We start from the raw sequence: 21524 nt of genomic DNA on the forward strand, positions 1-21524 counted from the left end.
CGGTCCCGGATCCGTACGGCCGGGGCCTGCGCCTCGCCTACGCCTCCTGCGCCGCCGCCGGGGCCTGCCGCCGGCGTCCCGCCGCCGCGGCGGCCAGCCGGCCCAGGGCCTCGTCGCGGTCGCAGGGGTGGGCGCCCTGCGCCACCTGGCGGGCCACGATCGACCGCTCCGTCCGCATCAGCCGCCAGCCGCGCCGCAGCAGGAACGGCACCGACTTGCGGCCTTCGCGCAGGTCCCGCACGAAGCGGCGGCGGAAGGTGGTGACCGGCCCGCGCGACAGGCACAGCGCGTCGGCCAGCACGCCCAGTTCCCGGCAGCGGGTGACGATCTCGGCGGCGAAGACGCCCTCCGCCACGAACAGCGGGGTGCGCCCGATGTGCAGCGTGTCCTCACCGGTGCGGGCGCTCAGCGAGATGTCGTACACCGGCACGTTCGCCGTGCCGGTCGCGCACAGGCCGGTGATCGCCGCGACCGCCGCGTCCGCGTCCCACGAGTCCGGGTGGTCCCAGTCGATGTCCGAACTCCCCGCCACCTGCGGCAGCGTGGGGTCGTCACCCTCCTTGTAGAAGTCGTCCAGGCGCAGCACGGGCAGCCCGGAACGGGCGGCGACGAGTGACTTTCCGGAGCCGGAGGGGCCGCAGAGCAGCACCACACGGGCGGGTGACGGGGGATGAAGGCTCACGGAACACCAGTTTGACGCATGCCGGCCCGGCTGCCGACCCCGCGGGTCGGCTTTGGAGCGTGGGTTACGTCTCAACTACCCTGTGCACCGACTCGGTTACCCAGCGCACCAGAAGGCGGCACCATCCATGGCTCGACACGCGTCCCTCCCCCAGCCCACCGCCCGGCGCGTCCTGGTGGCCCTCGCGACCGCCTCGGCCGCCCTGGGCGCGGGCGCTTCGACGGCCGCGGCGGACTCGGTCCCCGTCGTGGGCGGGGCTCACGAGGCCGGCTCCCTCGGCAAGGTCGACCCGCGCGCCGGCCTCCAGGGGCTGACCGGCACGGTCGGCCACGTCACCGGCACGGTCGCGGGCCTCAAGCCCAACCCGCTCGCGGGCACCGGCGTCGACCCGCTCGACAACGGAGTGGCCACCCGGATCGCCGACTTCCAGCCCCTGGCCTCCCGGGGCCTGACCGCCCCTGTCGCCGAGGCGCCCTCGGTCGGAAGCATCCCGGTGCTGGGGCAGGTGCTGGGCTCGGCCCACTGACCGGCGGTTACAGGGAACCGTCCCTGACACCCTGGACGAACGGCCGCCAGGCCGCGCTGCTCAGCATCAGCACCGGCCCGGCCACGTCCTTGCTGTCACGGACGGGGACCGCACCGGGGAGGTCGTCGCGGACCTCGACGCATTCGGCCCCTTGCTGGCCTCCGCTGTAAGAGGACTTGCGCCAGCGGGCGGTACTCAGGTCCGAGGTGACTCGCATGGCTCGAAGGTCTCCATCACTGCTTCGATCAACGCTGCGGATTCCTGCGGCGAGAGGGCGCAGGCCTTCATACGATCGTACTCTCGCACGCAGCGCTGGACGGTTTCCCGGTCGTCGTAGATCTCTCCGTTCCAGGGACCTTCGTGGTACACGGTGGTGGAGTTGTCGGGGAGCGTGAGCAGGATGAGCGTGCCGTTCATCAAGGCGCACGCGCCCGCCGTGAAGGGAACCACCTGGACCGTGGTGTGGCCCGTGTACACCAGGGGCAGCAGCGACGCGAGTTGCCCGCGCATCACCGTCGGGTCGCCTACGGTCTGCCGCAGGGCCGCTTCACCAAGGATCCACCAGAAGTCCGGTGGGCAGTCGCGACGCAGGATCTCCTGGCGGCCCAGCCGAGTCGCCACGAGCCTGTTGATCTCGTGAGGGGTCCGCCCCGGCTCGGCCTTGAGGAACAACTCCCGCATGTACGCCCGCGTCTGCAGCAGTCCTGGAATGATGCTCGCGCCGAACGCCTGAATCCGCGCCGCCCTCGCCTCCAGCTCCAGGCAATGATCGAACCGCCTCGGCGTGTACTCCCGCTTGACGGCCCCCCACAACCCCTGGAACAACTCCCCCGTCCCGAAAGCCGCGTCCAGCTTCTCCGAGATCGGGGGCAGGGGGAGCCGTTCCCCTGCCTCCACCCCGTGCAGATGCGTCTTGCTGTAGTTGACGATGTCCGACAGCCGGTCCAACGACAGCCCGGCGAGCTGGCGTTGGCGGCGCAGTTCGACGCCGTACAGGTCGCGGGCGGAGCGGGAGGGTTCGAGGTCCCGGGCGGGCTGGGTCATGGTGATCGGCTCCCTTGCCGTGTGCTGTGCCGGTCGCGGTTCCCCCGCCCCTGAGGGAACGAGCGCCAAACGTCAGTCGCGGATGGTGACAGTGTGACCCCGAAAAGTGAGGGGTGGCAGGTGACGGCTGTTCCGTAACCCGGTTGGGAACGCCGTCACCCTGGTCCGGGCCGTCGCGCGCCGAGACGCTGAGGACGTGAGCAGCGAGAAGCGGCAGGAGGCACCCCTGGCCTCCCGCGAGAACAGGACCACCGGCCCGACGCCCCGCCCCGGCGGCGCCGAGCCGGAGACGACCCGGCTTCCGGTCGGCCGGCCCGCGTACGACACGCGGCGGGAGAGGCGCGGGGTCGTCATGGACCACCAGGACGGATTCGTATGGCTGCGCCCCGAGGGCGGCGGCACCGAGTGGACGGCACGGCCCGGTGACGTGCGGCCGCTGAACGTCCGCGAGGCGGCGGAAGCACTGATGTGGGCCAGGGTGGCCCGGGCCAACGCCCGCAGCAGAGGGGAGGTCCTCTGACGTCTCGGACGTTGCGCCATCGAATGACCTGACCTGACCTGACCTGACCGACCGGCGGGCCGGGCCGCGGAACTCGTACGGAAAGAGCCGCGCCTCCCCCGGACGGAGGGGAAGCGCGGCTCTCGGCTGCGGGGGGTGGCTGTGGGTCAGTAGGAGGAACCGGAGGCGCCCAGGGAACCCGTCGGGTGCCAGACCGTCTTGGTTTCCAGGAAGGCCGTCATGCGGTCGGTGCCGGGCGTCGCCGTCCAGTCGTCCACAGGCTGTGGACGCAGGACGCGCTTGAGGTTGTCCGCCGCCGCGATCTCCAGCTCCTTGGCCAGCGCCTCGTCGGCGCCCGCGAGGTCGATCGCGTTGACGTCCTGGTGGGCGGCGAGCGGCGCCGCGATCTCCGCCGTACGGCCGGAGAGGACGTTGACGACTCCGCCGGGCACGTCGGAGGTGGCCAGCACCTCGCCGAGCGAGAGCGCCGGCAGCGGGGCCCGCTCGCTGGCGATCACCACGGCGGTGTTGCCGGTCGCGATCACCGGGGCGAGGACCGAGACCAGGCCCAGGAACGACGACTTCTGCGGGGCGAGGACCGCGACCACACCGGTCGGCTCCGGGGAGGAGAGGTTGAAGAAGGGGCCCGCGACCGGGTTGCCGCCGCCCACCACCTGGGCGATCTTGTCGGTCCAGCCCGCGTACCAGACCCAGCGGTCGACCGCCGCGTCCACCTGCGCGGCGGCCTTGGCCTTCGACAGCCCCTCGGCCTCGGCGACCTCGCGCACGAACTGCTCGCGGCGGCCCTCCAGCATCTCCGCGACGCGGTAGAGGACCTGGCCGCGGTTGTACGCGGTCGCGCCCGACCAGCCGCCGAACGCCTTGCGCGCGGCGACCACCGCGTCACGGGCGTCCTTGCGGGAGGACAGGGGCGCGTTGGCCAGCCAGTTGCCCTTGGAGTCGGTCACCTCGTACACCCGGCCGCTCTCGGAACGCGGGAACTTCCCGCCGACGTACAGCTTGTAGGTCTTGAAGACCGTCAGACGCTCAGGGGTGCGGTCAGACATCGAGGTACGCCTCCAGGCCGTGGCGGCCGCCCTCGCGGCCGAAGCCCGACTCCTTGTAGCCGCCGAACGGCGAGGTCGGGTCGAACTTGTTGAACGTGTTGGACCAGATCACGCCCGCGCGCAGCTTGTTCGCGACCGCCAGGATCCGCGAGCCCTTCTCCGTCCAGATGCCCGCCGACAGGCCGTACTGCGTGTTGTTGGCCTTGGCGACCGCCTCGTCGGGCGTGCGGAAGGTCAGCACCGACAGCACCGGGCCGAAGATCTCGTCGCGTGCGATGGTGTGGGCCTGGGTGACGCCGGTGAACAGCGTCGGGGCGAACCAGTAGCCGGACGAGGGCAGTTCGCAGGCGGGCGACCAGCGCTCGGCGCCCTCCGCCTCGCCCCGCTCGGCCAGCGCGGTGATACGGGCCAGCTGCTCGGCGGAGTTGATCGCGCCGATGTCGGTGTTCTTGTCCAGCGGGTCGCCGAGGCGGAGGGTGGAGAGCCTGCTCTTGAGGGACTCCAGCAGCTCCTCCTGGACCGACTCCTGCACCAGCAGCCGGCTGCCGGCGCAGCAGACCTGGCCCTGGTTGAAGAAGATGCCGGTCACGATCCCCTCGACGGCCTGGTCGATGGGCGCGTCGTCGAAGACGATGTTGGCGCCCTTGCCGCCCAGTTCGAGGGTGAGCTTCTTGCGGGTGCCCGCGACGGTCCGCGCGATCTCCTTGCCGACGGCCGTGGAACCGGTGAAGGCGACCTTGTTCACGTCCGGGTGCGCGACGAGCGCGGCGCCCGCGTCGCCGTAGCCGGGAAGGATGTTGACCACACCGTTCGGCAGGCCGGCCTGGCGGCAGATGTCCGCGAAGAACAGCGCGGACAGCGGGGTGGTCTCGGCGGGCTTGAGGACCACCGTGTTGCCGGTGGCCAGCGCCGGGGCGATCTTCCACGCCAGCATCAGCAGCGGGAAGTTCCACGGGATGACCTGGCCGGCGACGCCCAGCGGCCGGGGGTTCGCGCCGAAGCCCGCGTGGTCGAGCTTGTCGGCCCAGCCCGCGTAGTAGAAGAAGTGGGCGGCGACCAGGGGGAGGTCGGCGTCCCTCGTCTCCTTGATCGGCTTGCCGTTGTCCAGCGTCTCCAGGACCGCCAGCTCACGGCTGCGCTCCTGGATGATGCGGGCGATGCGGAACAGGTACTTGGCGCGCTCCGAGCCGGGCAGCGCCGACCACTTGGCGAAGGCCCTGCGGGCGGCCTTCACGGCACGGTCGACGTCCTCGGCGCCGGCCCGGGCGACCTCCGAGAGCACCTCCTCGGTGCTGGGGGAGAGGGTCTTGAAGACCTTGCCGTCGGCCGCGTCCGTGAACTCGCCGTCGATGAACAGGCCGTAGGAGGGCGCGATGTCGGCGATCGCGCGGGACTCGGGCGCGGGTGCGTATTCGAATGCCGATGCCATGGTGATCAGTCCACCGTCACGTAGTCGGGGCCGGAGTAGCGGCCGGTGGCCAGCTTCTGACGCTGCATCAGCAGGTCGTTCAGGAGCGAGGAGGCGCCGAAGCGGAACCAGTGGTTGTCGAGCCAGTCCTCGCCCGCGGTCTCGTTGACCAGGACCAGGAACTTGATCGCGTCCTTGCTGGTGCGGATGCCGCCGGCCGGCTTCACCCCGACCTGGATCCCGGTCTGCGCGCGGAAGTCGCGCACCGCCTGGAGCATCAGGAGGGTGTTGGCGGGGGTCGCGTTGACGGCGACCTTGCCGGTGGAGGTCTTGATGAAGTCCGCGCCCGCCAGCATGCCGAGCCAGCTCGCCCGCCGGATGTTGTCGTACGTCGACAGCTCGCCCGTCTCGAAGATGACCTTCAGGCGGGCCGACGTGCCGCAGGCCTCCTTCACGGCCACGATCTCGTCGTACACCTTCATGAAGTGGCCGGCGAGGAACGCCCCGCGGTCGATGACCATGTCGATCTCGTCGGCGCCCGCGGCGACCGCCTCGCGCACGTCGGCCAGCTTCACGCCGAGCGTCGCACGGCCGGCCGGGAACGCCGTGGCGACCGAGGCCACCTTCACGCCGGAGCCCGCGACGGCCTCCTTGGCGACGGCCACCATGTCGGGGTACACGCAGACGGCGGCGGTCGTGGGCGTCGTACGGTCCGTCGGGTCGGGGTGGACCGCCTTGGCGCCGAGCGCCCGGACCTTGCCCGGGGTGTCCGCGCCTTCCAGCGTCGTCAGGTCGACCATCGAGATGGCGAGGTCGATCGCGTAGGCCTTCGAAGTGGTCTTGATGGAACGGGTGCCGAGCGAGGCGGCGCGCGCCTCGAGGCCGACCGCGTCGACGCCGGGCAGCCCGTGCAGGAAGCGGCGCAGCGCGGCGTCCGACGCGGTCACGTCGGAGAGGGCGTGCGCGGCGGCGGATGCGGTGGGTGCGGAGGGTCCGTTGGGTGCGGTGGTGGGCATGGTCACCAGCCGAGCATATCTACGCGCGTAGCGGCTGTACAGCCCCGGGCCCGGATCCGGTGCCCGCCCGCCGGGGGACACCCCGGGTGAGCAGCCCCGGGGCGTCGGGCACAATCGGGGCCATGACGACGCCCGAGCCCCAGTCCCCCGCGCCGCGGCCGCCGGCCCCCGAGTCCCCGGACCGGATCCACCGGTCGGCCGGTGGCATCGCGGCCGGTGTCCTGCTGCTCGCCATCGTCCTGTGGCTGGGCTGCGACGCGCTGGTCACCGGCCACGGCCGCGTGCCCTGGCTGGCGCTCGCCGCGATGATCCTCGCCGTGCCGCTCGTGACCGCCTTCACCCTGCGGCCCGCCGTGTACGCCAACGAGGAACGCCTGCGCGTCCGCAACCCGTTCCGCGTGATCGTGCTGCCCTGGGGGCAGGTCGCCGCGCTGCGCTCCGGCTACTCCAACGAGGCCATCGGCAAGTCCGGCGCCAAGTACCAGCTGTGGGCGGTGCCCGTGTCGATGCGGGCGCGCAAGCGGGCGGCCCGGCAGAAGGCGCGGGAGAACGCCGTGGGGGAGCGGGAAGGGCGTCCTGGGCGGTTCGGGCTCGGGAGCCGCGGCGGGCCCTTCGCGGGCACCGGCTTCGGTGGCGGGGGCGCCGGGACCGGTGCCGGTGCGGGCGGTGCCGGCGGCGCGTCCGGGCGGGCGCCCGCCGACCAGTTCATGAGCGACCTGATCGATCTGCACGAGGCCCGCGAGAACGCCGACTCGGCCCAGGGCGAGGTGTCCGTGCGGTGGGCGTACGAGATCCTCGGGCCCGCTGTCGCCGGGGCGGTCGTGCTGGCGATCCTGCTCGCCGTGGGGTGAGCCGGCGCGGGCCGCGCCGTGAGGCGCCGGACACGCCGTGAGGCGCCGGACACGCCGTGACGCGCTGGACACGCCGTGACGCGCTGGACACGCCGTGACGCGCTGGACACGCCGCACGCGAAGAGGGTGCCTCCCACGGGAGGCACCCTCTTCACGTGGTACCCGTCGGGTCAGATGCCCGCGGCCGCGGACAGGTCCCGCTTGATCGCCGCCAGCGTCTCGGCGGCCTTCGCGCGCGCCGCCGGGAGGTCCGCGTGCTCCGCCACCGGGACCACCACCTCCAGGTAGCACTTGAGCTTCGGCTCCGTGCCGCTCGGGCGGACGATCACCCGGGCGCCGTCGAGCGTGTAGCGCAGGCCGTCCGTCGGCGGCAGGCTCCCGGCACCTTGCGTCAGGTCCTCGGAGCGGGTGACGGGCAGGCCCGCCAGCTCCGTCGGCGGCTGCTCGCGCAGGCGGCGCATCGCGTCCGCGATCACCGAGAGGTCCTGGACCCGCACCGCGAGCTGGTCGGTCGCGTGCAGGCCGTGCTCGACGGCCAGGTCGTCGAGGAGGCCGAGGAGCGTGCGGCCCTCCTCCTTGAGCTGCGAGGCCAGTTCCGTGATGAGCAGGGCGGCCGTGATGCCGTCCTTGTCGCGTACGCCGTCCGGGTCGACGCAGTAGCCGAGGGCCTCCTCGTAGCCGTAGCGCAGGCCCTCCACGCGGGCGATCCACTTGAAGCCGGTGAGGGTCTCCTCGTACGGCAGTCCCGCCTTCCGGGCGATGCTGCCGAGGAGGGAGGAGGAGACGATCGACTCCGCGAAGGTGCCCCTCGCGCCGCGGGCCACCAGGTGGGCGGCGAGCAGGGCGCCGACCTCGTCGCCGCGCAGCATCCGCCACCGGCCGCCGTCCTCGACCGCGACCGCGCAGCGGTCGGCGTCCGGGTCGTTGGCCACGATCAGGTCGGGGCGGACCTCGCGGGCCCTGGCGAACGCCAGGTCCATCGCGCCCGGCTCCTCCGGGTTGGGGAAGGCGACCGTGGGGAAGTCCGGGTCGGGCTCGGCCTGCTCCGCGACCAGGGCGGGGGCCGGGAAGCCGGCGCGGGCGAAGGCGGCGAGCAGGACGTCCTTGCCGACGCCGTGCATCGCCGTGTAGACGGTGCGGGCCGTGCGGGGGGAGCCCTCGGCGAGGACCGCGTCCGTACGGGCCAGGTAGGCCTCGAGGACCTCCTCGCCGAGGGTGTCCCAGCCGGAGTCCGGGCGGGGGACGTCGTGCAGGCTCCCGATCGCGTCGATCTCCGCCGCGATGTCCGCGTCGGCGGGCGGGACGATCTGGGAGCCGTCGCCCAGGTACACCTTGTAGCCGTTGTCGCGGGGCGGGTTGTGGCTGGCGGTGACCTCCACGCCGGCCACCGCGCCGAGGTGCCTGATGGCGAAGGCGAGGACCGGGGTGGGCAGGGGGCGGGGCAGTACGGCGGCGCGCAGGCCCGCGCCCGTCATCACCGCGGCGGTGTCGCGGGCGAAGTCGGCGGACTTGTGGCGGGCGTCGTAGCCGATGACGACCAGGCCGTCGGGGCTGCCGTTCTTCCTGAGGTACGCGGCCAGGCCCGCGGCGGCGCGGATCACCACGGCGCGGTTCATGCGCATGGGTCCGGCACCGAGTTCGCCGCGCAGGCCGGCGGTGCCGAACTGGAGCGTGCCGGCGAAGCGGGCCGTGAGCTCGGCCGTGTCCCCGGCGTCGATGAGTGCGGCCAGTTCGTCACGGGTCTGCGCGTCGGGGTCCTCGGCCAGCCATGCCTTGGCCCGTGCGATGAGGTCTTCCTGCACGGTTGCGTCAGCCTCTCGTTTGGTTGCGCTTGTGTTGTCGGCTCGCGGCGCGTTGTCCGCTCGCGGTGCCTTGTCTGCTCGCGGTGCGTCGTCCTCGCCTGCGGTGCGTCGTCCTCGCCCTGGTCCGTTTTCGGGGGCGGGCGGGGCCGCGGGGGTGCGGCCGGCCCGCCGCACACGGACATACTGCTCCGGGTCTCGCCGGCCCGGCTCGGCGGGGACCGCTGTACGCGGTGGGCCGCCGGCGCACTCCCCCGTCCCCTTCCGCCGTCGTGCGGCTGTCCCGGCGTGTCCCGCAGGGGCCTTACAGCCGGCCGAGGACCTGCGCGAGCAGGGAACCCATGCGGGTGGCGCTGTCGCGGCCCGCCTGGAGGACCTCCTCGTGGTTGAGGGGTTCGCCCGTCATGCCGGCGGCGAGGTTGGTGACCAGGGAGATGCCGAGGACCTCCGCACCGGCCTCGCGGGCCGCGATCGCCTCCAGGACCGTGGACATGCCCACCAGGTCCGCGCCGATCACGCGGGCCATGCGGATCTCGGCCGGGGTCTCGTAGTGCGGGCCGGGGAACTGCGCGTAGACGCCCTCCTCGAGGGTGGGGTCGATCTCCTTGCACAGGGCGCGCAGGCGCGGCGAGTAGAGGTCGGTGAGGTCGACGAAGTTGGCGCCCACGATCGGCGAGGTGGCCGTGAGGTTGATGTGGTCGCTGATCAGGACCGGCTGGCCGGGGCGCATGCCCTGGCGCAGGCCGCCGCAGCCGTTGGTGAGGACGATCGTCTTCGCGCCGGCGGCGACCGCGGTGCGCACCCCGTGGGCCACGGCGGCCACGCCGCGACCCTCGTAGTAGTGGGTGCGGCCGAGGAAGACCAGGGCGCGCTTGTTCCCGGTGCTGTACGAGCGGATCTTGCCACCGTGGCCCTCGACGGCCGGCGGCGGGAATCCGGGCAGCTCGGTGACCTGGAGCTCGGCGTCGGGGGCACCCAGGGCGTCGACGGCCGGAGCCCAGCCGGAGCCCATCACGAGGGCGACGTCGTGGGTCTCGGCGCCCGTCAGTTCCCGCAGGCGCGCGGCGGCGGCGTCGGCGGCCGCGTAGGGGTCGCCCTGGATGTCGTCCGGAAGGAGAGATGCGTTCACGCGCATGAGAGTAGCCGGTATCGGCCTACGCGCGTAGATGACAGAGGTCACGGGAATGCGATCGTTGTCTTGTCGTTTCCGGCGAAGCCGCCTGCTCGTCGGTTCCGGCCGGCCCTCGTCCGGGACGAGGGCGTTCCGGGTGAGCCGGATAGTGCGGGACCGATTCTGAGGCCGCCACCGCTCAGCAGGGCCGCTTGCGCAGTTCCATCACGTAATCGTGTGGTGCGCCGGCGGATTCCGCGGCGTCGGCGATCTCGCCCAGGTAGCGGGCGGAGGGGAGGCCGCCCTCGTAGGCGTCGAGGACGTAGGTCCAGGCCTGTTCCTCGCCGTCCAGGGTGTGCGCGCGCACGCGGGTGCGCCGGTAGACGTCCAGGCCCACGCCCTCCCAGCGGTCCAGGGAGTCCTCGTCCATGGGGGCGATGTCGTAGAGGGCCACGAAGACCTGGGAGATCGGGTCCTCGACCAGGGTGGCCAGCGCGCCCTCCCAGCCGATGTGCTCGCCACCGAAGGTGAGCCGCCAGCCGTTCAGCCAGCCCGTCGCGCGCAGCGGGGAGTGCGGGGCGCGGCGGGACATCAGCCGCGCGTCGAGATTGCCGGCGTACGCGGCGTAGAGCGACATGGGTCGAAGGGTACGGCAGCGCGGAGCGTGCCCCCCGCCTCTCCCGGGCCCGGAGGTAACAGAACGGGGCTGCCCGCGGGGGCCGGGCGGTAGCACCTTGAACGGTGCGGGACAATGGAGTACGTGACTCGGATCGTGATCATCGGTGGCGGACCCGGCGGATATGAAGCGGCGCTGGTCGCCGCGCAGCTCGGCGCGGAGGTGACCGTCGTCGACTGCGACGGCCTGGGCGGCGCCTCGGTGCTGACCGACTGCGTGCCGTCGAAGACTCTCATCGCCACGGCCGAGGTGATGACGACCTTCGACTCCTCCTACGAGGAGCTGGGCATCATCGTCGCCGACGACACCCCGCCGCTGGAGCGGGCCGCCCGCGTGGTGGGCGTCGACCTGGGCAAGGTCAACCGGCGTGTGAAGCGCCTCGCGCTCGCCCAGTCGCACGACATCACGGCGTCGGTCACGCGTGCCGGCGCCCGGGTCATGCGCGGCCGCGGCCGGCTGGAGGGCATGCAGGCCCTCGACGGGTCGCGCAAGGTCGTGGTGACGGCCGCCGACGGCAGCGAGGAGACGCTGAGGGCGGACGCCGTGCTCATCGCCACCGGCGGCCACCCGCGCGAGCTGCCCGACGCCCAGCCCGACGGCGAGCGCATCCTCAACTGGACCCAGGTGTACGACCTCGACGAGCTGCCCGAGGAGCTCATCGTGGTCGGTTCCGGCGTCACCGGCGCCGAGTTCGCCGGCGCCTACCAGGCGCTCGGCTCCAAGGTCACGCTGGTGTCGTCCCGCGACCGGGTGCTGCCCGGCGAGGACCCCGACGCCGCGGCCGTGCTGGAGGACGTCTTCCGGCGCCGCGGGATGAACGTCATGGCGCGCTCCCGGGCCGCCGCCGCCAAGCGGGTCGGCGACCGGGTCGAGGTGACGCTGGCCGACGGCCGGGTCATCTCCGGTTCGCACTGCCTGATGGCCGTCGGCGCCATCCCGAACAGCGCCGGACTCGGTCTGGAGGAGGCCGGCGTCAAGCTGCGCGAGTCGGGCCACATCTGGACCGACAAGGTCTCGCGCACGACGGCCCCCGGCGTCTACGCGGCCGGTGACGTGACCGGCGTCTTCGCGCTCGCCTCGGTCGCGGCGATGCAGGGACGCATCGCCATGTACCACTTCCTGGGCGACGCGGTGGCCCCGCTCAACCTCAAGACGGTCTCCTCCAACGTCTTCACCGACCCCGAGATCGCCACCGTCGGCTACAGCCAGGCCGACGTCGACGCCGGCAAGATCGACGCCCGCTGTGTGAAGCTGCCGCTGCTGCGCAACCCGCGCGCCAAGATGCAGGGCATCAGGGACGGCTTCGTCAAGATCTTCTGCCGGCCGGGCACCGGGATCGTGGTCGGCGGTGTGGTCGTGGCGCCGCGCGCCTCGGAACTCATCCACCCCATCTCGATCGCCGTCGACAACAATCTGACGGTCGAGCAGATCGCGAACGCCTTCACCGTGTACCCCTCCCTGTCGGGCTCGATCGCCGAGGTGGCACGTCAGCTGCACGGCCGCAAGGCGACCGGCGAGGCGTAGCGGCCCGGGCGGCGCAGCGGCCGGGGCGGCCGGTTCCGACTCCCCGCCGGTCACGGGGAGTTGCCCGACCATCCGCTCGGCATAGGCGGGGGGCCTAACCCCCATACCACTTCGTGTCATGCCGTGCGAACAACTTCTGTTAATCGGCGCAAACTGCTGAAAGCAGACGGTCGCTGGGGTTACTGTCAGTTTCGTGTTCGCTGCTGAACGTCGTCAATTGATCCTCGAAATGGTGCGCGCGAACGGAGCCGTGTCGCTCCGTGAGCTCGCCCGCGTCGTCCAGACCTCCGAAGTGACCGTACGGCGGGACGTGCGCGCACTGGAGGCCGAAGGACTCCTCGACCGCCGCCACGGCGGCGCGGTGTTGCCGGGCGGGTTCACCCGCGAGTCCGGCTTCCCGCAGAAGTCGCATCTCGCGACCGCGGAGAAGACGGCCATCGCCGACCTCGCCGCGGGCCTCGTCGAAGAGGGCGAGGCGATCGTCGTCGGGGCCGGGACGACCACGCAGGAGCTGGCGCGCCGGCTCGCGCGCGTGCCCGGCCTGACCGTCGTCACCAACTCCCTCCTGGTCGCCCAGGCGCTCGCCCACGCCAACCGGGTGGAGGTGGTGATGACCGGCGGCACCCTGCGCGGGTCGAACTACGCCCTCGTCGGCTCCGGGGCCGAGCAGTCCCTCCAGGGCCTCAGGGTGTCCAAGGCGTTCCTGTCGGGCAGCGGTCTGACCGCCGAGCGCGGACTGTCCACGTCCAACATGCTCTCGGCGTCCGTCGACCGCGCCCTCGTCCAGGCCGCCGCGGAGGTCGTCGTCCTCGCCGACCACACCAAGCTCGGTACGGACACGATGTTCCAGACCGTCCCCACCGACCTCATCACCCGCCTGGTCACCGACGAGCCCCCGGTCCACGACGACCGCGCCGCCACCGAACTCCAGGCCCTCGCCGACCAGGGCGTGCAGATCAACGTGGCCGGCCCGGCGGGAAACCCGGTGGGTGATCAGCCCCCGGCGCGCGGCGACCGCCGCCGGGACCTGCCCCTGCCCGGCCCGCGCCGCGGACAGGTCGGCGGACCGGCCACCGCGCTGCGCCCGGCGGGCGGCCTGGGCGGCGAGCAGTCACAGGGCGCCGAGCGCGCCGCCCGGGTGGCGGATCTGCGCAGGCGCTGAGGGACCGCGACGACGAGGCGCCCGGTGGCCGCTGGTGCGGCCGCCGGGCGCCTCGAAAAGGGTCGTACAGGGTCGTACGAGGGTCGTACGGGTCCTACACGGACCGGGTCAGTCCTTGATCTCGCAGATGGCCGCGCCGGACGTCACCGAGGCGCCGACCGCCGCGCTCAGGCCCTTGATGGTGCCGCTCTTGTGGGCGTTGAGGGGCTGTTCCATCTTCATGGCCTCCAGGACGACGACCAGGTCGCCCTCCTTGACCTCCTGGCCCTCCTCCACCGCGATCTTGACGATGGTGCCCTGCATCGGGGAGGCGAGGGTGTCGCCGGAGGCGACGGGGCCGGACTTCTTGGCCGCCCGCCGCTTGGGCTTGGCGCCGGCGGCGAGGCCGGTGCGGGCCAGGCTCATGCCCAGCGAGGAGGGCAGGGAGACCTCCAGGCGCTTGCCGCCGACCTCGACGACGACCGTCTCGCGGCCCGGCTCCTCGTCCGACTCGGCGTCGGCGGGGGCGGTGAAGGGCTTGATGTCGTTGACGAACTCGGTCTCGATCCAGCGGGTGTGGACCGTGAACGGGTCGGTGGAGCCGGTCAGTTCGGGGGCGAACGCCGGGTCGGTGACGACCTTGCGGTGGAAGGGGATGGCGGTGGCCATGCCCTCGACCTGGAACTCCTCCAGGGCGCGCGAGGCGCGCTCCAGGGCCTCCTTGCGGGTGCGGCCGGTGACGATCAGCTTGGCCAGCAGGGAGTCCCAGGCCGGGCCGATGACCGAGCCGGCCTCCACGCCCGCGTCCAGGCGCACACCGGGGCCGGAGGGCGCCTCGAAGCGGGTGAGCGTGCCGGGGGCGGGCAGGAAGTTGCGGCCCGGGTCCTCGCCGTTGATGCGGAACTCGAAGGAGTGGCCGCGCAGCACCGGGTCGCCGTAGCCGAGTTCCTCGCCGTCGGCGATGCGGAACATCTCGCGCACCAGGTCGATGCCGGCGACCTCCTCGGTGACCGGGTGCTCGACCTGGAGGCGGGTGTTCACCTCCAGGAAGGAGATCGTGCCGTCCTGGCCGACCAGGAACTCGCAGGTGCCGGCGCCCTCGTAGTGGGCCTCCTTGAGGATGGCCTTGGAGGCGCGGTACAGCTCGGCGACCTGCGCCTCGGACAGGAACGGCGCCGGGGCCTCCTCGACCAGCTTCTGGTGACGGCGCTGCAGGGAGCAGTCGCGGGTGGAGACCACGACGACGTTGCCGTGCTTGTCCGCCAGGCACTGGGTCTCGACGTGGCGGGGGCGGTCCAGGTAGCGCTCGACGAAGCACTCGCCGCGGCCGAAGGCGGCGACCGCCTCGCGTACGGCGGAGTCGTAGAGCTCGGGGACCTCTTCCAGGGTGCGGGCGACCTTCAGGCCGCGGCCGCCGCCGCCGAAGGCGGCCTTGATGGCGATGGGCAGGCCGTGCTCCTCGGCGAAGGCCACGACCTCCTCGGCGCCGCTGACCGGGTCAGGGGTGCCCGCCACCAGCGGGGCGCCGGCGCGCTGGGCGATGTGCCGGGCGGCGACCTTGTCGCCGAGGTCGCGGATGGCCTGCGGCGGCGGGCCGATCCAGATCAGGTCGGCGTCCAGGACCGCCTGGGCGAATTCGGCGTTCTCCGAGAGGAAGCCGTATCCGGGATGGATGGCGTCCGCGCCGGACTCCTTGGCGGCCTTCAGGACCTTGTCGATGTCCAGGTAACTGGTGGCCGGGGTGTCACCGCCCAGGGCGAACGCCTCATCCGCGGCGCGGACATGCAGAGCGTCCCGGTCCGGGTCGGCGTAGACGGCCACGCTCGCGATACCGGCGTCCCGGCAGGCCCGGGCCACGCGGACAGCGATTTCGCCACGGTTGGCGATGAGCACCTTGCGCACGATTGAGGCTCCCTCCTTGAAACAAGCCGAGTTTAGGGACTGCCGACACGGCACTTCGACCCGTCCCCAATGGTGAGCTTGCCCACACGGAGCGTGATTCGAGGCTTGCTCGACCTGCGAAATCCCTTGTCGCATCGCTGTACGCAGGACCTCTCCGGCAAACCCTAGCCCTCCGGTGTGGTCAAGGTCTCTGTGAGAGCGTGCTGCGGCCCACTTCGTTTCTTTGTGGAGTCCCTACGAATGGCCCAATGATTCTTTGCCGTTCGCAGGACCCTTGTCCCCACGTTTACCCGTTAGTAGCGTTCGCGATGTCACGACGGTACTGGCGGTAACAGGGCTCCTGATGGAGTCGCAGTCGAAAGTGGGTGGGACCGGTGGTGCGCAGACCGGTGGCGTGGGTGGTGGCGGTCGTGCTCTTCGGCGAGGCGTTCTTCCTCGCGGCGCTCAACTGGTTCCTCGGGGAGGTCGTCCACCGTCAGAAGATGTCCCTGGCCGGCCTGGACCCGGACGTGATGTCCACGTCCTCGAAGGCCGGCGGCGTCGTCTTCGGCCTCTACTTCGCCCTGTGCGGCCTGGTCGCCCTGCTCGTCGCCCTGCGGGGCCGCCGCCCGGCCGGGTTCGGCCGCATCCTGCTGATCAGCGCCGCCGTGGTGCACGGGCTGCTGGGCGCCTTCGCCTGGGGCCTGGTGGGCTGGACGGCGTTCGTGTTCATGGTGGTGGTGCTGGGGCTGATCGTGCTGCTGCTGATGACGTACGACCGCGAGGAGGGCCGCCCGGCGGGCGCGGCGAAGGACGGCGCCGCACCGGACGGCGAGGGACCGGGAGGCGGCGTGGGCCCGCGGGGCGGGGAAGGCCCGCTGGGTGGCGAGGGCCCGAGGGCCGGTGAGGGTCCGAGGGGTGGCGAAGGGCCCGTGGACGCCGACGGGCCCCGGGACGGGGACGGGGCACGGGAGACGGGCGGTCCACTCACTCCTCCGGCGGAGCCCAGCACCGCCTGAGCCGCAGTCGGTGGCCGGTCGGTGCCGGTCCGGGGCCGCGGTCCGGGTCAGTCCGCGGCCGGCCGCCACAACTGCGTGATGCCCACGCCCAGTTCGGCCAGCAGCCGCCGTACCAGCGGCAGGCTGATGCCGATGACGTTGCCGTGGTCGCCGTCGATGCCGTCGATGAAGGGGGCCGAGCGGCCGTCCAGGGTGAAGGCGCCGGCCACGTGGAGCGGCTCGCCCGAGGCGACGTACGCGGCGACCTCCTCGTCCGTGGGGTCGCCGAAGCGGACGACGGTGGAGGCGATGGCGGAGGCGTGCCGGCCGCTCGCCGTGTCCCAGACGCAGTGGCCGGTCTGGAGGGTGCCCGCGCGGCCGCGCATCGACTTCCAGCGGGCGGTGGCCTCCTGAGCGTCGGCGGGCTTGCCGAGCGCCCGGCCGTCGAGGTCGAGCACCGAGTCGCAGCCGATCACCAGGGCGCCGTGCACGTCCGGCCGGGCCGCCACCACGGAGGCCTTGGCCTCGGCGAGGGCGAGGGCGAGTTCGGCGGGGGTGGGCGCGGTGATCGCGTCCTCGTCGACACCGCTGACGATCACGTCGGGGTCCAGTCCGGCCTGCCGGAGCAGTCCGAGCCGGGCGGGGGACTGGGAGGCGAGCACGAGCCGGCGGCGGGGCTGATCGTTCATGCGGTCAGCGTATCGGCGGGACGCGTCCGGGCTCACCTGGCTCTTGCGAGGAGGCTGCGGCGTGCACGCCGGTGAGGAATCCTCAATGGCGTGGAGGGCCGCGGTGCCCGGCTGCCCAGGGCGCGGAGCGCCCTGACGGCCTGCCCGGCAGAGCCGGGTCAACGTCAACACTTATGCCTGCATTCGCTGATCAGGGTGATCTCGGCGGGAGGGGGTGCGGTTGTTCGGGTCCCGCGCGTACGGTCGGGTGGCCGGAGTCGGTGGAGCGGATCAAGGGGTGGGGGTGTGCGGGTGGGGGAGATCGAGGTGGCCGGGCACGCCCGGTACACGTTCAGGTTGCGGGTGTCGGCCGCAGCGAGGGCGGGACTGGCGGCGGAGTGGGGCCGGTGCCGGTGGGTGTGGAACGAGTGTGTGGCCCGCTCGCAGAAGGCGTACCGGGAGGGGGAGGCATGCGGTGGGGCCCGGCTGGACAGGATGCTCACGCAGGCCCGCGCGGTGACACCGTGGCTGGCGGCGGGCTCCTGCGTGCCGCAGCAGCAGACCGTCCGCGACTTCGCCGCCTCGCGCACCAAAGCTCTCAAGGACATCAGGGACCGGCTGCCCCCGAAGCGGCGGGCGGGCATGCCCCGGCGCAAGAAGAAGCGTGAGGCGCAGCCGACGCTGAACTACACCCGGCGCGGCTTCCGGCTGACGGGCGGACGGCTGCACCTGGCGGGCGGGATCGTGCTGAGGGTGGTGTGGTCGCGTGAGCTGCCGGCCGAACCGTCCAGCGTGCGGGTCTACCGTGACGCTCTGGGCGCCTGGTACTGCTCGTTCGTCGTCCCCGCCATCGTCGAACCGCTCCCGGCGACCGGGGCGGTGATCGGTATCGACTGGGGCGTCAAGGAGACGGCCACCACCACCTCCGACGCCCACGACCTGGCCCACGCCCGGCACGGCCACAAGGCCCGGCAGAAGCTGTCCCGCTACGACCGGATGATGGCCCGCCGCGAACCGAAGAAGGGCCGACCCGCGTCGAAGGGCTACCGGGAGGCGAAGAAGTGGCGGGCCCAGACGTACGCGAAGATCGCCCGGCAGCGTCATGATGCCGCCCGCAAGTGGGCGAAGAAGGTCGTGCGCGACCATGACGTGATCGCGGTGGAGGACTTCCGGCCGAAGTTTCTGGCCAGGACCACTATGGCGCATAAGGCGGCGGACGCCGCGATCGGCGCGACCAAGCAGGCCTTGGTCGAGATGGGCCGCAAACACGCACGGGACGTCCGCCTGGTCGATCCCGCGCACACCACCATGGATTGCGCACGGTGCGGAGCGAGAACCAAGCACGCCCTGCCGCTGTCGGAACGCACCTACACCTGCACCACCTGTGGAGCCGTGTCCCCCCGGGACAAGAACTCCGCGCGCGTGATGCTCGTCCGGGCAGGTCTGGACCCGGCTGGTGTCGAGGGCACAAGACCTCCCGGAGCGCCGCTCCGGGAGGCAGCCTGAGCCAGGAATCCCCTCCTTTCAGGGAGGGGAGCATTCAACTCAGCCCGATCACCAGCATCGCGAGCACCATGGCCAGCGCCATGAGAACACCCAGCCGCCGCAGCATGTCCTGCGTCTCCCGCATCTCCTCGGGCGGCTCGTTCTCGGGGTCGGACCACAGCATCCTCCGATACTCCGCCGCCGGCCCGGCCGGGCGCCTGAGTACGCGTACTCAAGTTGCCGGGTGGGGGCACGGGCCGGCCGCTGCCCCCACGGGCGGGGCAGCGGCCGGTGGCCGCGCGGGTCAGCTGGGCCAGTAGGTGCGGGTCCAGGCCGCGGGACCGGGGTGGGGGACCCGGCTGCCCGCGATGCGGGCGGGGTCGGCCCAGGAGTCCTTCGCGGCGGCCGCGCCGGACGGCAGGGCCGCTGCCGCCGCGGCGCGGGCCCGGACCACCGCCAGGGCGGCGGCGAGCTCCTCGGGCGTCGGGTTGCCTCGTACGACCTTGATCACAGCGGCTCCTTACAGGGGGATGTTGCCGTGCTTCTTGGGAGGCAGGGATTCCCGCTTGGTGCGCAGCTGACGCAGGCCGCGGACGACGTGGGCGCGGGTGTCGGACGGCATGATCACCGCGTCGACGTAGCCGCGCTCGGCCGCGACGTAGGGGTTGAGGAGGGTGTCCTCGTACTCCTGGATCAGCCGGGCCCGGGTGGCCTCGGCGTCGTCGCCCGCGTCGGCGATGGTGCGGCGGTGCAGGATGTTGACCGCGCCCTGGGCGCCCATGACGGCGATCTGGGCGGTGGGCCAGGCCAGGTTGAGGTCGGCGCCCAGGTGCTTGGAGCCCATGACGTCGTAGGCGCCGCCGAAGGCCTTGCGGGTGATGACGGTGATCAGCGGCACGGTGGCCTCGGCGTAGGCGAAGATCAGCTTGGCGCCGCGGCGGATGATGCCGTCGTGCTCCTGGTCCACGCCGGGCAGGAAGCCGGGCACGTCGACGAAGGTCAGCACCGGCACGTTGAACGCGTCGCAGGTGCGCACGAAGCGGGCGGCCTTCTCGGAGGCGTCGATGTCCAGGCAGCCGGCGAACTGCATGGGCTGGTTGGCGACGATGCCGACCGGGTGGCCCTCGACCCGCCCGAACCCGGTGAGGATGTTGGGCGCGAACAGCGGCTGGGTCTCGAAGAACTCGGCGTCGTCCACGATGTGTTCGATCACCGTGTGCATGTCGTAGGGCTGGTTGGCGCTGTCCGGGACCAGCGTGTCCAGCTCCAGGTCCTCCGCGGTGACGGACAGGTCCGCCTCCTCGGGGAAGACGGGGGCCTCGGAGAGGTTGTTGGAGGGCAGGTACGACAGCAGCTGCTTGACGTACTCGATGGCGTCCTTCTCGTCCCCGGCCATGTGGTGGGCCACGCCGGAGGCGGAGTTGTGGGTGCGGGCGCCGCCCAGCTCCTCGAAGCCGACGTCCTCGCCGGTGACGGTCTTGATGACGTCCGGGCCGGTGATGAACATGTGGCTGGTCTGGTCGACCATGACCGTGAAGTCGGTGATGGCGGGCGAGTAGACCGCGCCGCCCGCACAGGGGCCCACGACCAGGCTGATCTGCGGGATCACGCCGGAGGCGTGGGTGTTGCGGCGGAAGATCTCGCCGTACGCGCCCAGGGAGGCCACGCCCTCCTGGATGCGGGCGCCGCCGGAGTCGTTGATGCCGATGACCGGGCAGCCGGTCTTCAGGGCGAAGTCCATCACCTTGACGATCTTCTGGCCGTAGACCTCGCCCAGGGCACCGCCGAAGACGGTGAAGTCCTGGGAGAACACGGCGACCGGGCGGCCGTCGACCGTGCCGTAGCCGGTCACGACGCCGTCGCCGTAGGGGCGGTTCTTCTCCAGGCCGAAGTTGGTGGAACGGTGCCGGGCGAACTCGTCCAGCTCGACGAACGAGCCCTCGTCGAGGAGCAGCTCGATCCGCTCACGGGCCGTCAGCTTGCCCTTGGCGTGCTGCTTCTCGACGGCACGTGCGGAGCCGGCGTGCGTCGCTTCCTCGATGCGGCGCTGAAGATCCGCGAGCTTGCCCGCGGTCGTGTGGATGTCGGTCTCTCGGACCTCGGGACGCTCTTCCGGCTCGGACATCGGGATGCGGCTCCCTGCCTGCTCAAAAGGGGGGACGGTTACTCATCCGTAGAGTAGTGGTGGCCCTACGGTTCGGCAGTGCGGCGTTTGCCACACCTAGGGTTGCTTGCATGACGCCGCGAGATGCAGCAGACGACAACCACGCCAACACGCCCCGGCGCAGCCGCTGGTCCGACCTCGACCGGCCGCCCCTCAACACCACGGCGCTGCGGCGCGGGCTGGTGCACGAGGGGAGCCTGTGGACCGGGGTGGAGGTGGTGCAGCGCACCGGCTCCACCAACTCCGACCTGGTCGCGCGGGCCGCCGCCGGTTCGGCCGCCGAGGGCGCGGTCCTGGTCGCCGAGGAGCAGACCGCCGGGCGGGGGCGCCTGGACCGGCAGTGGACGGCCCCGCCGCGGTCCGGCCTCTTCTTCTCGGTACTGCTGCGGCCGCGCGAGGTGCCGGTGGCCCGCTGGGGCTGGCTGCCGCTGCTCACCGGGGTCGCGGTGGCCACCGGCCTGTCCCGGGCCGCCGGCGTCGACACGGCGCTGAAGTGGCCGAACGACCTCCTGGTGACCGTGGGCGGCGAGGAGCGCAAGGCCGGCGGCATCCTCGCGGAGCGCGCCGGTGACGACGGCGTCGTGATCGGCGTCGGCGTCAACGTCAGCCTGCGCGAGGACGAGCTGCCGGTCCCGCGGGCCGGGTCCCTGGCTCTCGCCGGGGCGGTGAGCACGGACCGCGACCCGCTGCTGAGGGCGATGCTGCGCTCGCTGGAGGACTGGTACGGCCGCTGGCGCCGCGCGGGCGGCGACCCGGCCGCCTCCGGCCTCCAGGAGACCTACGCGGCGGGCTGCGCCACCCTCGGCCGCACGGTCCGCGCGGAACTCCCGGGCGACCGGTCTGTCGTCGGCGAGGCGGTCGCCGTCGACGGTGACGGCCGCCTGATCCTCGCCACGGAATCCGGCCTCCAGGAACCGGTGGGCGCGGGGGACATCATCCATTTGCGGCCGGCCTGAGGGAGCGGTGTCCGCTGTGGCGCGGGGC

At 72.3% G+C, this 21524-nt stretch carries 22 protein-coding genes; 8 read left to right on the forward strand and 14 right to left on the reverse strand.

Going from position 1 to position 21524, the window contains the following annotated elements; all coding sequences use genetic code 11:
* Nucleotides 1–37: 37 nt before the first annotated feature.
* Complete coding sequence (locus IE217_RS24765) at nucleotides 38–682, reverse strand: uridine kinase family protein (protein ID WP_190180155.1); 645 nt, start codon at nucleotides 680–682, stop codon at nucleotides 38–40.
* Between the two features lie 127 nt (nucleotides 683–809).
* On the opposite strand from IE217_RS24765, the gene IE217_RS24770 reads away from it, so the two are divergent.
* Complete coding sequence (locus IE217_RS24770) at nucleotides 810–1208, forward strand: hypothetical protein (protein ID WP_190180156.1); 399 nt, start codon at nucleotides 810–812, stop codon at nucleotides 1206–1208.
* 7 nt (nucleotides 1209–1215) lie between these two features.
* On the opposite strand, the gene IE217_RS24775 is transcribed toward IE217_RS24770, so the two are convergent.
* Both IE217_RS24775 and IE217_RS24780 read right to left on the reverse strand, forming a co-directional pair.
* Nucleotides 1216–1425 carry a DUF397 domain-containing protein gene (locus IE217_RS24775; RefSeq protein WP_190180157.1) on the reverse strand — a complete coding sequence of 70 codons (210 nt, stop codon included), beginning with the start codon at nucleotides 1423–1425 and terminating at the stop codon, nucleotides 1216–1218.
* Nucleotides 1404–2252, reverse strand: a complete 849-nt coding sequence (locus tag IE217_RS24780; RefSeq protein WP_190180158.1) for a helix-turn-helix domain-containing protein — start codon at nucleotides 2250–2252, stop codon at nucleotides 1404–1406. The genes IE217_RS24775 and IE217_RS24780 overlap by 22 nt, the downstream gene beginning before the upstream one ends.
* A gap of 196 nt (nucleotides 2253–2448) precedes the next feature.
* On the opposite strand from IE217_RS24780, the gene IE217_RS24785 reads away from it, so the two are divergent.
* Entirely contained in the window at nucleotides 2449–2772 is a 324-nt protein-coding gene (locus tag IE217_RS24785) for a hypothetical protein (RefSeq protein ID WP_190180308.1), read from the forward strand.
* A 146-nt stretch (nucleotides 2773–2918) separates the two neighbouring features.
* On the opposite strand, the gene IE217_RS24790 is transcribed toward IE217_RS24785, so the two are convergent.
* The 3 genes from IE217_RS24790 to deoC are packed head-to-tail and all read right to left on the reverse strand — an operon-like array spanning nucleotide 2919 to nucleotide 6242.
* On the reverse strand, nucleotides 2919–3818 hold the full coding sequence (locus IE217_RS24790) for an aldehyde dehydrogenase family protein (protein ID WP_190180159.1): 900 nt from the start codon (nucleotides 3816–3818) through the stop codon (nucleotides 2919–2921).
* Nucleotides 3811–5247, reverse strand: a complete 1437-nt coding sequence (locus tag IE217_RS24795; RefSeq protein WP_190180160.1) for an aldehyde dehydrogenase family protein — start codon at nucleotides 5245–5247, stop codon at nucleotides 3811–3813. Before IE217_RS24795 ends, IE217_RS24790 begins: the two co-directional genes overlap by 8 nt.
* Before the next feature lie 5 nt (nucleotides 5248–5252).
* Complete coding sequence (gene deoC / locus IE217_RS24800) at nucleotides 5253–6242, reverse strand: deoxyribose-phosphate aldolase (protein WP_190180294.1); 990 nt, start codon at nucleotides 6240–6242, stop codon at nucleotides 5253–5255.
* A gap of 122 nt (nucleotides 6243–6364) precedes the next feature.
* Here deoC and IE217_RS24805 point away from each other — a divergent pair, with 122 nt between their 5' ends.
* A complete protein-coding gene (locus IE217_RS24805) occupies nucleotides 6365–7093 on the forward strand; it encodes a PH domain-containing protein (RefSeq protein WP_190180161.1) in 729 nt (242 codons plus the stop codon).
* 170 nt (nucleotides 7094–7263) lie between these two features.
* Here the strand turns inward: IE217_RS24805 and IE217_RS24810 are convergent, their stop codons facing one another.
* The 3 genes from IE217_RS24810 to IE217_RS24820 all read right to left on the reverse strand — a co-directional run bounded on the left by IE217_RS24810 (nucleotide 7264) and on the right by IE217_RS24820 (nucleotide 10640).
* On the reverse strand, nucleotides 7264–8895 hold the full coding sequence (locus IE217_RS24810) for a phospho-sugar mutase (protein ID WP_190180162.1): 1632 nt from the start codon (nucleotides 8893–8895) through the stop codon (nucleotides 7264–7266).
* Between the two features lie 301 nt (nucleotides 8896–9196).
* Nucleotides 9197–10021 (reverse strand): purine-nucleoside phosphorylase, encoded by an 825-nt coding sequence (locus IE217_RS24815; RefSeq protein ID WP_190180163.1) that lies wholly within the window; start codon nucleotides 10019–10021, stop codon nucleotides 9197–9199.
* Nucleotides 10022–10202: 181 nt separating this feature from the next.
* Nucleotides 10203–10640, reverse strand: a complete 438-nt coding sequence (locus IE217_RS24820) for a gamma-glutamylcyclotransferase family protein (protein WP_190180164.1) — start codon at nucleotides 10638–10640, stop codon at nucleotides 10203–10205.
* A gap of 114 nt (nucleotides 10641–10754) precedes the next feature.
* Between IE217_RS24820 and IE217_RS24825 the strand changes: the two genes are divergently transcribed.
* Nucleotides 10755–12203: an NAD(P)H-quinone dehydrogenase gene (locus tag IE217_RS24825; protein ID WP_190180165.1), complete on the forward strand. Its 1449-nt coding sequence runs from the start codon at nucleotides 10755–10757 to the stop codon at nucleotides 12201–12203.
* Between the two features lie 193 nt (nucleotides 12204–12396).
* Nucleotides 12397–13365, forward strand: coding sequence for a DeoR/GlpR family DNA-binding transcription regulator (locus tag IE217_RS24830; protein WP_190180166.1), 969 nt, complete (start codon nucleotides 12397–12399; stop codon nucleotides 13363–13365).
* Nucleotides 13366–13473: 108 nt separating this feature from the next.
* Here IE217_RS24830 and IE217_RS24835 read toward each other — a convergent pair whose 3' ends face one another.
* On the reverse strand, nucleotides 13474–15246 hold the full coding sequence (locus IE217_RS24835; protein WP_190180167.1) for an acetyl/propionyl/methylcrotonyl-CoA carboxylase subunit alpha: 1773 nt from the start codon (nucleotides 15244–15246) through the stop codon (nucleotides 13474–13476).
* 374 nt (nucleotides 15247–15620) lie between these two features.
* On the opposite strand from IE217_RS24835, the gene IE217_RS24840 reads away from it, so the two are divergent.
* The gene (locus IE217_RS24840) at nucleotides 15621–16244 is read left to right on the forward strand and encodes a hypothetical protein (RefSeq protein ID WP_229865588.1); all 624 of its coding nucleotides are present in this window, start codon (nucleotides 15621–15623) and stop codon (nucleotides 16242–16244) included.
* A gap of 47 nt (nucleotides 16245–16291) precedes the next feature.
* Here the strand turns inward: IE217_RS24840 and IE217_RS24845 are convergent, their stop codons facing one another.
* A complete protein-coding gene (locus IE217_RS24845) occupies nucleotides 16292–16912 on the reverse strand; it encodes a Maf family protein (protein WP_190180168.1) in 621 nt (206 codons plus the stop codon).
* 291 nt (nucleotides 16913–17203) lie between these two features.
* Between IE217_RS24845 and IE217_RS24850 the strand changes: the two genes are divergently transcribed.
* The gene (locus tag IE217_RS24850) at nucleotides 17204–18397 is read left to right on the forward strand and encodes an RNA-guided endonuclease InsQ/TnpB family protein (RefSeq protein WP_373298127.1); all 1194 of its coding nucleotides are present in this window, start codon (nucleotides 17204–17206) and stop codon (nucleotides 18395–18397) included.
* A 34-nt stretch (nucleotides 18398–18431) separates the two neighbouring features.
* On the opposite strand, the gene mmpB is transcribed toward IE217_RS24850, so the two are convergent.
* The 3 genes from mmpB to IE217_RS24860 all read right to left on the reverse strand — a co-directional run bounded on the left by mmpB (nucleotide 18432) and on the right by IE217_RS24860 (nucleotide 20501).
* Nucleotides 18432–18560, reverse strand: coding sequence for a morphogenic membrane protein MmpB (mmpB, locus tag IE217_RS35125; protein ID WP_268249171.1), 129 nt, complete (start codon nucleotides 18558–18560; stop codon nucleotides 18432–18434).
* 120 nt (nucleotides 18561–18680) lie between these two features.
* The gene (locus IE217_RS24855) at nucleotides 18681–18887 is read right to left on the reverse strand and encodes an acyl-CoA carboxylase epsilon subunit (RefSeq protein WP_190180170.1); all 207 of its coding nucleotides are present in this window, start codon (nucleotides 18885–18887) and stop codon (nucleotides 18681–18683) included.
* A gap of 9 nt (nucleotides 18888–18896) precedes the next feature.
* Nucleotides 18897–20501 (reverse strand): acyl-CoA carboxylase subunit beta, encoded by a 1605-nt coding sequence (locus IE217_RS24860; RefSeq protein WP_190180171.1) that lies wholly within the window; start codon nucleotides 20499–20501, stop codon nucleotides 18897–18899.
* 110 nt (nucleotides 20502–20611) lie between these two features.
* Between IE217_RS24860 and IE217_RS24865 the strand changes: the two genes are divergently transcribed.
* Entirely contained in the window at nucleotides 20612–21496 is an 885-nt protein-coding gene (locus IE217_RS24865) for a biotin--[acetyl-CoA-carboxylase] ligase (protein ID WP_190180172.1), read from the forward strand.
* Nucleotides 21497–21524: the final 28 nt, after the last annotated feature.

Origin of the sequence: Streptomyces naganishii JCM 4654 (assembly GCF_014650575.1) — a bacterium.
Classification (GTDB): domain Bacteria; phylum Actinomycetota; class Actinomycetes; order Streptomycetales; family Streptomycetaceae; genus Streptomyces; species Streptomyces naganishii.